Below are 14041 nucleotides of genomic sequence, written 5' to 3' on the forward strand. Positions count from 1 at the left end.
CATTCGGCATCACTCACTCAGCATGTACAACGTTAAGGATGTGAACTGCGCCGCTGCGGAAACGTCGTTCCACCACCGAGAATAAGGGACAGTGTTCAGCCAGGTGCTGACGGTCACGAGCGACAGCGTCAGCCATGCCTCCCTGTTTTCCAAGCGCTAAACCAATTGCATGAAGGTGCTGATGAACGATGACAAAGAAAAGGACGGACATGTTGCACAAGCTCATTCAAGGTGCGCGCGCATCGTTCATCGCCGCTTCGGCGATGGCGCTTCTTCAAGCAGCCCATGCAGGAGACTTCCCGAAGGACGTTCCGGGATCAACCGATCCGGCACTCATCAAGCGCTTCGCCGGCGCCACCTTGATCGGCTACAAGGCCGAGCCGTGGGAGGCTGCGCGCTTGCCCGCGTCTGCGGTGATCAACAAAGACATACAGGGCAAGCCGTTCCGGGATGTGGTCACAGTAGAGGGCAAGCGCACGCGCGCTGTTTACCTGTCACCGGCCGGCAAGAGCCCGCTTGAGGTCTATCGCAACCACGAGCAGGCGTTGAGCGCAGCCGGGTTCAAAAAGAAATTCTCGTGCGAGGTGGCCTGCAGCGATCAGTACTTCGCCTTGACCCCCCTTGAATTCGACAAGGGCCTCATGTGGTCGCGCGGTTCCGTTCCCGCATTGGGGTCGAGTGCCACATACAACCCGGATGCCGCGGTCACGTTCGAAGAAGGGCGCATGTGGGTCGGCACACTGGCTCAGGGCGGCGTCGAGAAATGGGTGTTGCTGTATGTGAGCAAGGCGGTCAACTCGAACACAAACTACAGCGCGGCCTTTATCGAAGTGGTGGAGCCCAAGGCCATGCAGACAGGGCAAGTGACCGTGCTGAAGGCATCCGACATCCAGTCCGGCCTGCAGAAGGAAGGCAAGGTGGCCTTCTATGGCCTGTACTTCGATACCGGCAAGGCCGAGATAAAGCCCAACTCCAAACTGCAACTCGAAGAGATGGGCAAGCTGCTCAAGTCGCAGCCGTCTTTGCAGGTCTATGTGGTGGGGCACACCGATGGGCAGGGCCAGCTCGACGCCAATCTGCTGCTTTCGCAACAGCGCGCCCAGGCAGTGGTCGATGCCCTGGTCAAGGATCAGCGCATCGAAGCCAGGCGCTTGATGGCAAAGGGGGTGGCCAGCCTCGCACCGCTGGACACGAACGCGACCGACGATGGGCGCGCACGCAATCGGCGGGTAGAGTTGGTGGTGCGCTGAAGCTGGCTGTCCCCCTACCCGACCATCGCCCGAATGGATGCCTCGTCATTCAGCCAGGTGTCCTCGAAGAAGGTGACTTCGCCCGTGGCCAGGTCGTGTTTGGCGCCAATGATGCCGATCTTCCCGGCGGTGACCATGTGCTCGAGGATGTAGCTGCGGTTGATGATCGAGCGTACCGAATGGCGTACGTTCAGGTTGGCAACATTCTCGACGAACGCGGTGTTCTTCGAATTGCGCTTTGCCGGCTCCAGGGTCTGGCTCTCCTGATACACGGCGGGCTGGATCTTCGACAGCAGTTCGGTCAGGTTCCCGAGTTCCACGTGGTCGCAGGCGCCCTTGATGGCGCCGCATGAGGAGTGTCCGAGCACCACGATGAGTCTCGACCCGGCCACGTTGCAGGCAAACTCGAGGCTGCCGAGGATGTCGGTGTTGATCACGTTGCCGGCGATACGCACCGAGAAGATATCCCCGAGGCCCTGGTCGAAGATGAGCTCGGCCGATGTACGGCTGTCGATGCAGCTGACGATGGTGGCGAACGGCCATTGACCATCGCGCGTCTCATTGGCTTGCTGCAACAGGTCGCGGCTCACGCGCAGGTTGTTGACGAAGCGTGCGTTGCCTTCCTTGAGGAACTGCAGGGCGAGTGCCGGGGTAACGGTGGCCTGGGTTTCGAGGGTATGCGTTTTCATGGTGGGTCGTGTCTGGCTTTCCAGCGATTGGGCTGGGTCGCAATGTTACCGACGAGAGGAAATAAGCAATAATCGATATTTACAATGATATTGATCGATAAATATCTATGAATGCCACCTTTCGCCAGTTGCGCCTCTTCCTCGCGCTGGCCGAGCGCGGTAGTGTCACCGCGGCCGCCGAGGCCTGCCATGTCACCCAGCCGACGGTGTCGATGCAATTGCGCGAGTTGGCCGAGGCCGCCGGCCTGCCTCTTTATGAGCAGATCGGCAAACGCCTGTTCCTGACCCCTGCCGGCGAGGCGCTGGCCGCGACGGCACGGGCGATGCTCGACGAGTGGCTCGCCTTCGAGCAGACCCTCAATGCCATGAAGGGGCTGGAACAGGGACGCCTGCGCGTCGCGCTGGTGAGTACCGCGAAGTACTTTGTGCCGCGCCTGCTGGGCAACTTTTGTACGGAGCATCCGAACATCGAGATCGCACTCGAGATCCTGAATCGCGACGGGGTAGTGGCGCGCCTGCGCGAGAACCGAGACGATCTCTACATCATGTCGATGCCGCCCGAGAATCTCGACCTCGAACAGCACGCGTTCCTGCCCAATCCATTGGTCCTGATTGCCCCCGAGGCCCACCGACTGAAGGGGCGTCATCTGGAACTTGCCGAGCTCTCGGCAGAGCGCTTCATCCTGCGGGAGCGTGGTTCGGGCACACGCTTGGCCTGCGACGCGTTTTTCTCGAACGCGGCCTTCGTGCCGGAAGTCAGGCTTGAGTTAGGCAGCAACGAGGCGATCAAGCAGGCCGTTGCCGGCGGCCTCGGCCTGGCCGTCATCTCGCGCCATGCGCTGCCTGCGCGGCCTGCGGACGATCAACTGACCATTCTGGATGTGGACGGTTTTCCACTCCAATCCCGGTGGTTCACCCTTTATCCACGCGGGAAAAGGCTTTCTCCGGTTGCGACCGTGTTTCTCGATCACCTCACACGAACGGCGCTGGAATGGAGTGAGCGGCGCGAGTCGGGCTCATAGGCGGCAAGGACGGCTGAAAGGCTGCCTCTCACGTCTTTTTAGCTACCATGGTCGTCAGCGCCAACGCGCCGAACGTCCATACAATGGCCTTCACGTTGGCCAGCATGGAGGTATGTATGGTCTTCCGCTCAAGAATCGATACCTGGCTTCTCTTCGCCCTGATGCTTTCCGCCACTATTGCGCTCTCCGCTGCAGGCACGCTCTTGCGGCAAGCCTACGGCATGGCCTTGCTGATCCCTGCGGGGATTGTCGCAATCGGAGCAGGATTGCCAATGTGGATCCTTGCCGGAACCAGGTATTCAATCATGGGTGGCATCCTGCATATTCGAAGCGGGCCGTTCGCTTGGCAAATCCCGATTGCGTCCATCACCAGCATCACGCCGAGTAGTTCCCTGATCTCGAGTCCCGCCCTGTCGCTCAGACGGCTGCGGGTGGAGTACGGAGCAGGAAACGCCGTGCTTGTCTCGCCTGTCGATCACCAAGCATTCATCCATGCGATCGAAAGTACAAAGAGTACGGGCTGATCCTCATTCCACCGGACCGGTTCGAAAGTGCTGAATCACCCACTGCTCGCACACGCGCCACAGTTGCGGCGCGCCTCTCCTGATAACCGGGCCATAGCGCGAAAAGACCTGCTCCAGTGAAATACCGTTCTCCGTCCAGGTTCCGCCGCCGGTGAAGACATTGATCAGCAGCGGCTGAAAGCGGTCGAGCGCCTTCGCGAACTGCGCATCCTCGCTCTCCGCCTCCTCAAACTCCTGCCACAAGGCCAGCAGCTCGTCGCCCTGGTGCTCTGGCAGCAGGCCAAACAGGCGCGTCGCGGCGGCGGCTTCCTGTTCGGCCTGCAATTGGGGGGAAGTCCCGCCGTGGATCGGAAAATCACCGACGTCAATCTCGACGATGTCATGGATCAGGAGCATGCGCAGGACGCGGTTGGTATTCACGGGCCCGCTGGCGTATTCACTCAGCAGCAGGGCGTACATTGCCAGGTGCCAGGAATGCTCGGCCGAGTTTTCCTTGCGGCTTTTGTCGAGTAGCGGCGATTGCCGTACGACGGATTTAAGCCGGTCGATTTCCCGCAGAAAATGCAGCTGCTTTTCCAGTGCTGTCGATTGCATGATTTCCTGCATCCGATGTGGGCGCATAGTTTACAGAACACTGGTGGAGGCTGTCCTCAGCACGTTGCCATTGACTGTGCTTCGGCGGAAGATCGCATTGTGACAGTTTGCCCAAGCCCAGCAGTCATCACGGCAGCAGCCAACAACGAAAGCATGTCGCATGAACACGAGCCCTCCAATCGAAATGCCCAGCGTTGGAGGCCCCCGACAACTCCTCAGGTTGGCGGTCGTTGCCACGGCGTACTTCGTGGCTGGCTGGCTGGGGCTCAAGCTTCCGTACTTCGGCTCTCACATCACCCTGATCTGGCTCCCTACCGGTATCGCCGTTGCGGCTTTGATCCGGTGGGGAATGGGCACGTGGCCCAGCATTGCCGTCAGCGCCTTTTTCGTCAATCTGGCCATTGGCTCATCGATTCCGCTGGCCCTGGGAACCGCCATCGGAAATACCCTGGGGCCCTTGCTCACAGCCTACTGGCTGCGGCGGGTGCGATTCGACCCTTCCTTCACTCGCCAGACAGACGTCGTTGCCTTCATCGTAGCCAGCGCAATTGGCATGCTTGCCTCCGCGACGGGCGGCACAATCAGTCTGTACCTGGCGAAACTGGTCGCACTGGATGGGTTTGGTATTGCCTGGCTGACCTGGTGGGTGGGGGACACCGTCGGATTGCTGCTCGCCGGCCCCATCCTGCTTCCGCTGACCCTTGCCAACCTGGCCCAATTGGGCCAGAAAAAGCGCGGGCTGGCGCTCTGGTTCATCGTCGCATCGTGTGCAGCCTGGTTTGCCTTCGTGATGAACTACGGCGAAGTCGGCCTGCGTTTGCCACTTGCGTTTCTGACCCTGCCCTTGTTTGCGTGGGCCGCCCTGCATTTCGGGATCATTGCGGCGGCGGTCGCGTCGCTCGGCTTTGCGATGGTTGCCGCGTGGAGTGCCTCGTCGGGAGTGGGCGCATTCAATTTGCCAGACGCCCAGCTTGGCCTCATTCTCCTCTGGAGTTACATCGCCACCACCCAGCTTACGGGGCTTTCCCTGGCGGCCTTAAAGGCAGAACGGGAGCATGCGGAAGAAGTGCTCTTCAAGCGCGAAGAGCAACTGCGCATGATGATCTCCAGCGTCAAGGACTATTCGATCATCCTGTTGGACCCCGAGGGTCGGGTGGCATCCTGGAATGACGGTTCGCATCGCCTCAAAGGCTATGAAGAGTCGGAGATCCTGGGGAAATCCAGCGAAATCTTTTATTTGCCCAAGGACATCGCCGCGGGAAAGCCGGCTGCACTGCTGCAAAGGGCACGCCACAGCGGCCTCGCGGAGGATGAGGGCTGGCGGGTCCGCAAGGATGGCAGCCGGTTCTACGCCGACGTGATCATCACGGCGCTGCACGCCCCGTCGGGTGCGCTGGTTGGCTTTTCCAAAGTCACGCGTGATGTCACGGAGCGCCAACAGGCACAAATCGAGCAGCATCGGCTGAACCGTTCCCTGCGGCTGCTGAGTGACTGCAACCTGCTGCTGGCACGTGCCACCAATGAGCAAGAACTGTTGAACGACATTTGCCGATTGATGGTGGATGTCGGTGCCTACATGATGGCCTGGGTTGGAGCGCCGGAAAACGATGAAGGAAAAACAGTCCGTCCAGTCGCCAAGTCAGGCTTTGAACAGGGTTACCTGGAGTCGGTATCAATTTCCTGGAGCGACGACAGCAAGCTGGGCCAGGGTCCAACGGGAACAGCCATTCGAACCGGGAAAACCGCCGTCAATCAGAATATGCTGGCCAACCCAAATCTGGCCCACTGGCGGGACGCCATCCTGAAGCGGGGTTTCCAGGCGAGCATCGCCCTCCCCTTGATATGTGAAGGCAGAACCATCGGCGCCCTCACGCTCTACGCCAAGGCCTCCGACGCGTTCGGCCCCCAGGAAGTCAATTTGCTCGAAGAATTGGGCCGAAACCTTTCCTTCGGGATTCAGACGCTGAGGACCCGCGAGGAGCGTGATGCGGCCAAGGCGGAAACACATGCCAAAAGCCAGTTTCTGGCCAATATGAGCCATGAGATCAGGACGCCGTTGAATGCCATCCTCGGCATGGTTCACTTGTTTCGTCGCGACGGGGTAACCGGCAGGCAGGCCGCCTGGCTCGATACCATCAACGCCTCGGCGGACCATTTGCTCAACGTCATCAATGACATTCTGGACCTCTCGAAGATCGAGGCCAAAAAACTGACGCTGGAAAAGACCGATGTCGTCGTTGAAGCACTGCTGAGCAATGTTTCTTCCATCCTGTCGCCTCGCGCCCAGGCCAAGGGAATCAAGCTGCGGATGGAAGCCGATGGCGTGCCGCGCCATTTGCAGGGAGACCCGACACGCCTGACCCAGGCGCTGCTCAATTACGCCAACAACGCCATCAAATTCACGAAGACCGGGAGCATTACGCTCCGGGCGGGGCTCCTTGAAGAAGATGAAGGGTCAGTCCTGATCCGCTTCGAGGTGCAGGATACCGGGATAGGAATTGCGCCGGAGGCCCAGGCCCGACTCTTTTCTGCTTTTGAACAGGCCGATAGCTCCACGACGAGGGAATACGGTGGAACGGGCCTCGGGCTGGCCATTACCAAACGCCTGGCCGAATTGATGGGTGGCAGTGTCGGTTTCAGTAGCACACCCGCTGTTGGCAGCTGCTTCTGGTTCACCGCCAGACTCAACAAAAGCACCGGGAAGGCAGATCTCCAGGAGTTGTCAGCCAGTGCCGAAGAGGCAGAAGCCCGGCTCAGCGAGAAGCATGCGGGTAAGCGGATCCTGCTGGTCGAGGATGAGCCGATAAACCAGATGGTGGCAAAAGAACTGCTGTCGTCCACCGGACTCGCCGTCGATACCGCAGAAAACGGCCTCGTCGCCGTGGAGAAAGCGCAAACGGGCGCCTATGACCTGATCCTAATGGACATGCAGATGCCCCAGATGGATGGCCTGGAAGCGACACGACGCATTAGAGGACTACCTGGCCTGCAACAGGTGCCCATTCTGGCGATGACCGCCAATGCATTCAGTGAAGACAGGACCAACTGCCTGGAAGCCGGGATGAACGACTTCCTGTCGAAGCCGGTTGTCCCCCAGCGCTTCTATGAAACGCTGATGCGCTGGCTGTAGATGGGTCTTTTGCGCCCCGAGGACAGAAGCAAGGCATGCTCCGGGCTCTCGGCCCCGATCACATCAGCCGCTCGACCATCCGCACCAGATCCGGCAGCCGGGTGACGCCCATCTTCTGCATGATGTTGTGGCGGTGCACCTTGACGGTCATCTCGGACACCCCGAGTTCGGCGGCGGCTTGCTTGTTGAGGGCGCCCTTGACCATGAAGGCGATCACTTCGCGCTCGCGGGCGGTCAGGGAATCGTAGCGGCGGCGGATTTCGCCGACTTCGCTTTCGTCCTTGTAGGTGGCGCGCGCGCGTTCTAGCGCGGCGTGGATGGCGTCGAGCAGGTCGTCGTCGCGGAAGGGCTTGGAGAGGAATTCGACGGCCCCCTTCTTCATCGCCAGCACCGCCATCGGGATGTCGCCGTGGCCGGTGATGAAGATGATCGGGATCGACAATCCGTCCTGCGCAAGCCGCGTCTGCAGTTCCAGCCCGTTGAGGCCGGGCATGCGGATGTCGAGGATCAGGCAGGCCACGCCGGGCGGACGCTGCGCCGCCAGAAAATCCTCCGCCGAGGAAAAGGTCTCGACGGGCAAGCCGACCGAGCGGATCAGGCTGCTCAGCGCCTCCCGCACCGACAGGTCGTCGTCGACCACATATACCCGTTCGGGGCTGTCCACCATGCTGTCTCCGTGTGTTTTCAATTGTCGGGGATCGTGAAACGGAAGCAGGCACCCGGCCCGGTGCCGCGCTCCAGCCACAGGCGGCCGCCGTGGTTCTCGACGATGCCGCGACTGATCGCCAAGCCCATGCCGAGGCCGTCCTGCTTGGTGGTGTAGAAGGCGTCGAAGAGCTTGGCCTCCACGCCTTCGGGCACGCCTGGCCCGCTGTCCTGCACCGAGAATTGCAGCCCGCCGGCCGACGCCGGTTCGACGCGAATCTGCAGCAGGCGCTCGCGGCCGGGCAAGTCACGCATGGCATCCACCGCATTGACGATCAGGTTGAGGATCACCTGCTGCAATTGCACCGCGTCGGCGATCAGGCACGGCGTGGGCACCGGCAGGTCGACGCGCACCTGCACGCCGGCGTCGGCGAGCATGGCGTGCAGCATCTGCAGGAGCTCGTCCAGCATGCGCGCCACATCCACCGGCTCGCGGCGGATCGCTCCGGCGCGCAGGAAGCCGCGGATGCGCGAGATCACCGAGCCGGCCAGGCTGGCGTCCCGATTGACCCGCTGCAGCGCGGCCTCCACTTCGCCGAGGTCCGGCGCCGGCCGGGCCAGCCAGCGCAGCGCCGCCTGGCTGTTGGTGATCACCGCCGACAGCGGCTGATTGATCTCGTGGGCGATGGAGGCCACCAGCTCGCCCATCGCGGTGAAGCGTGCCACGCGGGTCAGCTCGCCGCGGGTCGCCGCCAGCGAACGCTCCGCTTCCATGCGCAGCGTGATGTCCTCGACGATCACCGCCAGCATCGGCCCGTCCTGGGCCATGGCCGGGATGCGCGACGCGCACACATTGGCCCACAGGTAGCCGCCATCCTTCTTCTCGTAGCGCTTCTGGGTCTTGTAGCCGGGCAGCTCGCCATCGAACAGGCCATACACGTTGCGCTGAGCCGACGCCCGCTCGGACGGCTCGGTGATCTCGATCAGCGACACGCCGACGATCTCGTCGGCACCATAGCCCAGCATGCGCTGCAGCGCCGGGTTGGCCGACAGGATGCGCCCCTCCCGGTCGGCCAGCGCGATGCCCACCGCGGTGTTCTCGTAGAGGCCGAGCCAGCGCCGGTCGGACACCTGCAGTGCGGTGAAGCTGCGTTGCAGGGTCTTGCGGCTCTCCACCAGCCCCGACGTGAGCTCGAGAATGTCCGAAGCCTGGGAGTTGAGCTCCCGCTGCAGGATGTCCACTGTGCGCTTCACCGTCACCAGGTTGCGGGCGCGGGCGCACAGCTCCTGGGCCGAGAAAGGCTTGATCAGGTAGTCCTGCACCAGGTGTTCGAGGAGGTTGGAGCGCAGTGCATCGTCGGCCCGCGCCGACAGCACCAGCACCGGCACGTTCGGGTAGTCCGGCAGCTCGGCCAGCGCCCGCACGAAGCGTTCGCCGTCCCAGCGCGGCATCATCAGGTCGGTGACGATCAGGTCCGGCGGATCGGCCAGCGCCGCCTCAAAGGCCGCCTCGCCGTCTTCACACAGGATCACGTTGTACTCGTCGGACAGCACGTCGTGCAGGAAGAGGCGCAAATCCGGGTTGTCCTCGGCCACCAGCACCTTCGGCTTGCCAGGCTGGAAAACGCCCGGATGGAAAACCTCCGCGCCGGGCAGGCTCAAGTCCGCCGCCAGCGGCAACGCAGGCTCCGGCACCAGCGGCGCCTCGCGCCCCGCCGCCGTCCGCACAAAGGCGCCATCCGGCGCGCGGGCCGGGATCTCCACCTGAAAGTTCGCACCGCCGCCCGGCGCATCGACCACCACCACCGTCCCCCGGTGCAGCTCGACGAACTCTTTGACGATGTTGAGCCCCAGCCCGCTGCCGCCCGCGCCAAGTCCCTCGCGGCCCTGGGTGAAGCGGTCGAAGATGTGCTGCTTCATGGCGTCCGGCACGCCGGGGCCGGTGTCCTGCACGCTGAGCAGCACACGGCCGCCGGGCAGGTGCTCGAAGCCGCAGGCGATGCGCCCGCCCGACGGCGTGAACTTGAAGGCATTGGACAGCAGGTTCTCCACCACACGGGCGAACTTGGCCCGGTCCACGTCGGCGTAAAGCTCGTCCTCTCCGCGCAGGCTGAGGGTGATGTGGCGGTCCTCCGCCGCCGCGTCGAAGCCAGCGGCAATCTCACGCACCAGGGCCACCAGATTGGCCTGCACGTAGGCCATCGGCATCCGGTCGGCGTCGATGCGGGCCAGGTCGAGCAGGTTGTTCACCTGCTGCAGCAGGGAGCGCGCATTGCGCTGGATCGCCGCCAGCCGGAAGCGCTCCCGCTCGCCGAGGGCGGCGCCTTCGTGGATGAGCTGCTCCACCGGGCCGAGGATCAGGGCCAGCGGCGTGCGCAGCTCATGGCTCACGTTGGCGAAGAAACGGGTCTTGTAGCCGTCCAGCTCCTTCAGGCGTTCCAGCGCCGCCTGCAGCTCCCCGTTCTTGCGCGACAGCTCGGCGCTGCTGGCGATCTTCTCGGTGATGTTGCGCCCTTCCGGCAGCAGGAAGGCCACCTGCCCGGCGTCGTCGAGGATGGGCGTCAGCGAGAAGTCGATGACGATGGTGCGGCTGCCGTGCTGGTCGCCAAACACCTCGAAGTCGCAGCGCACGAAGCGGCCCGTGCGGGCCTCCTGGATCATCTCGCGGACCCGCTGGCGCACCTCTTCCGACACTTCCCACCAGCGCGCCTGCCAGAAGGGCTTGCCGATCACGTCCTCCAGCGCGAGGCCGGCCCCGTCCAGCGCCGTCTGGTTGATCTCCAGCACATTGCCGTCCAGGTCCAGCAGACCGAGGAACTGGTACATCGCATCGAGGATGATCCGCGCCATCTTCTGCCGGCGCACATCCCGCGCATCGCCGGCATCGATGACGACCCCGCGCACCGAGGTCTGCCGGGCCACCCTGCAAATCTTGTCGTCGGGATTCATCCCCGTCTTCTCCCAATGCGGACAGGCCGCGGGGACAAGATCTGTCCCCGCGGCCGCCCTTTTTTCTGCCAAGGATGCGCGTTCAGAAGCGATAGGTATAGGCCAGCGTTGCGTTGTCCTGGGCGTGGCTCACCCGGATTGGCGCCGAAGTGTTCGGCAGGCTGGCGTTATCCATGCTCTCCTGAAAGGCGTGGGACCACGCAAAATCCACGCTGGAATTCGCCGACACCGCGTAGCCGAAGCCCGCCGACAAATGCTTGCGCGGAATCGCCGGGATCACCGCGAACAGCGTCGAACTGGGCAGCGCCTGCTGCGCAAAGCGGAAGCCGCCGCGCACTGTCCAGCGGGAATCCACCTGCCACGCCCCCCCCAGGGCCAGGATGGTCTGGTCCTTGTAGTTCTGCGGCAGCAGGATGTTGAGGTCGCCCCCGCCATCGGCGCTGAAGCCCACCTTGATGTCCTTCATCACGCTGGACCAATACACCCGCGACAGGTCCGCCGCCAGCGTGAGACGCTCATTCACCCGCTGGCTCACGCCGAGGTTCAGCACCGCCGGCATCTGGAAGTCGCGGATGCTGATGCGGCCCTGCAGCGGCACCTGACCCGCCAGCCCATCCACAGCCGTCAGCGTCGCCCGGCCTTCCATGTCCGACACATGGCTGCGGCCGGTGTAGGCGGCGCCGACGCGGGTCGCCTCGGAGAACGCGTAGGTCATGCCGACCCGCGGCGTGTAGCCCCACGCACCGACGCCGCTCGCCACCGGCGAATTGCGGGTCAGGCTGAAGTGCGCGCCGCGCAGGTCCGGCAGGCCGCCCAGCACCGGCAGCAGCGAACCGGACACCCGTCCGCCACCAATCAGGCTGCCCACCTGGTCGGCCCCCAGCAGCAGATTGAGGTTCATGCCCTGCCACGTGGCGTCAATGCCGGCGCCGACCGTCAGCGCTTCCGACACGCGGAAGCTGGCCGCGAGCGGAATGTTCAGCACCAGCAGGCGGCTCGAATTTTCCAGCCCGGTATCCAGCCCGCCGGTGGCCTTGGACAGGAAGCTGCTGCGGCCGAACTCGGTGCCCAGCCCGCCCTGCGCAAAGGCGCCGACGCCGAAGGTCCACTCGCCCACGCGGCGGCTGTAGGCCACCTGCGGCGCGTAGTAGGGGCCACGGTTGGCGCTGTGGTTGCTGGAGCTCACGCTCTCGCCGCTGCTCTGGTTGCGCACGTCGATGTCGGTGGTCACCAGATCGACGCCGAGCAGGAAGGCGTTGTCGGTCTGCATCAGCGACAGGGTCGCCGGGTTGGTCATCATGCCTGCCGGGCCGGTGTCGAACGCCGTCGCCGCGCCCCCCATGCTGCGGGAAACCGCCCCGAAGCCCTCCAGGCGGAATACATCGGTGGCGCTGGCGCTGCCGGTGGCCCCAGCCAGGGCCAGCGCCAGCGCGCTGACGGCCACACCGCGACGCTGCACGCCCTGCCCCTTCCAATACCGTCTTCTCATTGTTGTCTCCGCATCGGTTCCAGCCGGAACCTCAAAAGAATCGATCGAAATGGATCTGCTCGAAGGGCACCCGGTGATCGACCATCAGCATTTCCTGCAGGGCCTGGGTCATTGGCGGTGGGCCGGCAAAGTAGAACTCATAGTTGGAGAGGGCGGCCGGCAGGGCCTGGGGAAGGCGGGTGTGCACGAAGCCCGTGGCACCCGCCCAGCCCTCTACGCCCGGGGAGGAGACCACCGGACAGTAGACGATGTGCTCACCGAAGCCCTCGAGCGCGGCGAGCATCGACTCGCCACACACGTCACGGGGCTCCCGTGCGCCGTAAAAGAAATAGAGTTTGCGCGGGCCGAGCAGGCCGGCCTCCACCGCCCCGCGGGCGATGGAGATCATCGGCGCGAGACCGGAACCGCCCGCCACGCAGACCAGGTCGCGGGGCGACTCGGTACGCAGGTAGGCCACGCCGTAGGGGCCGTCCAGCCCGATCTCCATGCCCGGACGCAGCAGGTTGAACAGCGCGTAAGTGCCCTTGCCCTGCCCCACCCGGCGGATCTGGAAATGCCACTCGCCGGTCTTGTTGGGCGTATTGGCCAGGGAATAGGCGCGGGACGATCCAACTCCCGGCAGGTCGAGCATTGCAAACTGCCCCGGCAGGAAGTCGGCCGGGCCGTCGGAGTGGAAGCGGAACTCCCGAATGTCGTGGGTGATGTCGGTGACGCCGGTCAGCACCGCCCGACGCCGCTTCGGCGCGATGGCCGGCACGTACTCCTTGCCGGTCGGAGCCTTGATGGTCACATCGCCGACGGCCCGGCACTGGCAGGCCAGATGCCGCCCGCGGCGGCGGTCGCGCTCGCCGAGGCCCGGCGCGTCGGGCCACAGGCTCTCGACTTCGCCGCTCAGCAGCTCGAACTTGCAGCCGCCGCAACCGCCGGAGTTGCATTCGTAGGAGAGGCCGACGCCGCCCCGCAGCGCGGCGCGGAGGATGGTGTCCCCCGGCGCCTGCTCGAAGCGGCTGCCGTCCCGCTCATTCAGGATCAATGGCGCGTTCATGGCGTTTAGGCCCGGTCAGAGGCCCAGGCCGCGGCGAAAGTCGCGGGTGGCGGCCTTGGCGGACTCGGCGGCGCCCGGCACGTCGGGCAGCGCGGCGCAGTAGGCATCGATGGCGCGGTCGGCCAGCGGCTCCCACTTGGCGATCCAGCCCTGCATCAACGCCTTGTTGCCCGTCGTTTCCTGGGCCATGGTGGCGAAGGCCGTCGCCCAGCGGCGGTGGCGGGCCACGTCCATCAGCTGCGCATCGGTGATCAGGCCCAGCAACGTGTCGCCGTTGTGGCGGGCGGATTCACCGAGGCGGCGCAGCACGGTCTCCTCGACCGCCGGCTTGACCACCAGGTTCAGCACCACGACGGCCTCACCCCAATCCCACACGGTCAGCGCCTTTTCCATCAGCTCGCGGAAGCCCTGCCAGGCGGAATCCTCTTCCCAGTAGCGCCGCTCGTCCTCGCCAAACCCCTTGTCGGTAAAGGTCTGGGACAGCTCCTTGGTGCGGTAGGCGGTGTGGCTCAGCCAGCGCAGGCTGTCGGCCATCTGGAAGTAATTGCAGTTGGTCAGCGTACTCGCCGGCGACACCTGGCCGACGTAGGCCGACGCCATCTGCAGGGTGTGGAACAGGTAGCGGGCCGGGGTGTACAGGCGGGCCAGCGTGCCGGCCCAGCGCGGGTCGAGGGCCTTGTCGTGCTCGCGCTCGTTGAACTGGT

The 14041-nt window shown here is 64.1% G+C and carries 11 protein-coding genes; 4 read left to right on the plus strand and 7 right to left on the minus strand.

Annotated features, from left to right (window positions below):
• Nucleotides 1-209: 209 nt before the first annotated feature.
• Nucleotides 210-1250 carry an OmpA family protein gene (locus ACE3RX_RS21260; protein ID WP_374486970.1) on the plus strand — a complete coding sequence of 347 codons (1041 nt, stop codon included), beginning with the start codon at nucleotides 210-212 and terminating at the stop codon, nucleotides 1248-1250.
• 14 nt (nucleotides 1251-1264) lie between these two features.
• On the opposite strand, the gene ACE3RX_RS21265 is transcribed toward ACE3RX_RS21260, so the two are convergent.
• Nucleotides 1265-1939, minus strand: coding sequence for a carbonic anhydrase family protein (locus ACE3RX_RS21265; RefSeq protein ID WP_374486971.1), 675 nt, complete (start codon nucleotides 1937-1939; stop codon nucleotides 1265-1267).
• 107 nt (nucleotides 1940-2046) lie between these two features.
• Here ACE3RX_RS21265 and ACE3RX_RS21270 point away from each other — a divergent pair, with 107 nt between their 5' ends.
• Both ACE3RX_RS21270 and ACE3RX_RS21275 read left to right on the plus strand, forming a co-directional pair.
• Nucleotides 2047-2961 carry a LysR family transcriptional regulator gene (locus ACE3RX_RS21270; protein ID WP_374486972.1) on the plus strand — a complete coding sequence of 305 codons (915 nt, stop codon included), beginning with the start codon at nucleotides 2047-2049 and terminating at the stop codon, nucleotides 2959-2961.
• A gap of 83 nt (nucleotides 2962-3044) precedes the next feature.
• Nucleotides 3045-3485: a PH domain-containing protein gene (locus ACE3RX_RS21275; protein WP_374486973.1), complete on the plus strand. Its 441-nt coding sequence runs from the start codon at nucleotides 3045-3047 to the stop codon at nucleotides 3483-3485.
• 3 nt (nucleotides 3486-3488) lie between these two features.
• Here ACE3RX_RS21275 and ACE3RX_RS21280 read toward each other — a convergent pair whose 3' ends face one another.
• Nucleotides 3489-4079: an HD family hydrolase gene (locus ACE3RX_RS21280; RefSeq protein ID WP_374486974.1), complete on the minus strand. Its 591-nt coding sequence runs from the start codon at nucleotides 4077-4079 to the stop codon at nucleotides 3489-3491.
• Nucleotides 4080-4263: 184 nt separating this feature from the next.
• On the opposite strand from ACE3RX_RS21280, the gene ACE3RX_RS21285 reads away from it, so the two are divergent.
• Nucleotides 4264-7209, plus strand: coding sequence for a response regulator (locus ACE3RX_RS21285; protein ID WP_374486981.1), 2946 nt, complete (start codon nucleotides 4264-4266; stop codon nucleotides 7207-7209).
• A gap of 58 nt (nucleotides 7210-7267) precedes the next feature.
• Here the strand turns inward: ACE3RX_RS21285 and ACE3RX_RS21290 are convergent, their stop codons facing one another.
• The 5 genes from ACE3RX_RS21290 to ACE3RX_RS21310 all read right to left on the minus strand — a co-directional run.
• Nucleotides 7268-7876, minus strand: a complete 609-nt coding sequence (locus ACE3RX_RS21290) for a response regulator transcription factor (protein WP_374486975.1) — start codon at nucleotides 7874-7876, stop codon at nucleotides 7268-7270.
• A gap of 17 nt (nucleotides 7877-7893) precedes the next feature.
• Nucleotides 7894-10803, minus strand: coding sequence for an ATP-binding protein (locus ACE3RX_RS21295; protein WP_374486976.1), 2910 nt, complete (start codon nucleotides 10801-10803; stop codon nucleotides 7894-7896).
• A gap of 82 nt (nucleotides 10804-10885) precedes the next feature.
• Nucleotides 10886-12292: an OmpP1/FadL family transporter gene (locus ACE3RX_RS21300; RefSeq protein ID WP_374486977.1), complete on the minus strand. Its 1407-nt coding sequence runs from the start codon at nucleotides 12290-12292 to the stop codon at nucleotides 10886-10888.
• A 31-nt stretch (nucleotides 12293-12323) separates the two neighbouring features.
• On the minus strand, nucleotides 12324-13337 hold the full coding sequence (locus ACE3RX_RS21305; protein WP_374486978.1) for a 2Fe-2S iron-sulfur cluster-binding protein: 1014 nt from the start codon (nucleotides 13335-13337) through the stop codon (nucleotides 12324-12326).
• 15 nt (nucleotides 13338-13352) lie between these two features.
• On the minus strand, nucleotides 13353-14041 hold a 689-nt coding region (locus tag ACE3RX_RS21310), incomplete at its 5' end, for a toluene monooxygenase (RefSeq protein ID WP_374486979.1).

The sequence above is a fragment of the Zoogloea sp. genome (genome assembly GCF_041914405.1).
GTDB lineage: Bacteria > Pseudomonadota > Gammaproteobacteria > Burkholderiales > Rhodocyclaceae > Zoogloea.

Excerpts from the sequence above, each read along its gene's own strand:
- ACE3RX_RS21260 (WP_374486970.1), top strand. The coding sequence starts at position 210 with ATGTTGCACAAGCTCATTCAAGGTGCGCGCGCATCGTTCATCGCCGCT.
- ACE3RX_RS21265 (WP_374486971.1), bottom strand. The coding sequence starts at position 1,939 with ATGAAAACGCATACCCTCGAAACCCAGGCCACCGTTACCCCGGCACTC.
- ACE3RX_RS21270 (WP_374486972.1), top strand. The coding sequence starts at position 2,047 with ATGAATGCCACCTTTCGCCAGTTGCGCCTCTTCCTCGCGCTGGCCGAG.
- ACE3RX_RS21275 (WP_374486973.1), top strand. The coding sequence starts at position 3,045 with ATGGCCTTCACGTTGGCCAGCATGGAGGTATGTATGGTCTTCCGCTCA.
- ACE3RX_RS21280 (WP_374486974.1), bottom strand. The coding sequence starts at position 4,079 with ATGCAATCGACAGCACTGGAAAAGCAGCTGCATTTTCTGCGGGAAATC.
- ACE3RX_RS21285 (WP_374486981.1), top strand. The coding sequence starts at position 4,264 with ATGCCCAGCGTTGGAGGCCCCCGACAACTCCTCAGGTTGGCGGTCGTT.
- ACE3RX_RS21290 (WP_374486975.1), bottom strand. The coding sequence starts at position 7,876 with ATGGTGGACAGCCCCGAACGGGTATATGTGGTCGACGACGACCTGTCG.
- ACE3RX_RS21295 (WP_374486976.1), bottom strand. The coding sequence starts at position 10,803 with ATGAATCCCGACGACAAGATTTGCAGGGTGGCCCGGCAGACCTCGGTG.
- ACE3RX_RS21300 (WP_374486977.1), bottom strand. The coding sequence starts at position 12,292 with ATGAGAAGACGGTATTGGAAGGGGCAGGGCGTGCAGCGTCGCGGTGTG.
- ACE3RX_RS21305 (WP_374486978.1), bottom strand. The coding sequence starts at position 13,337 with ATGAACGCGCCATTGATCCTGAATGAGCGGGACGGCAGCCGCTTCGAG.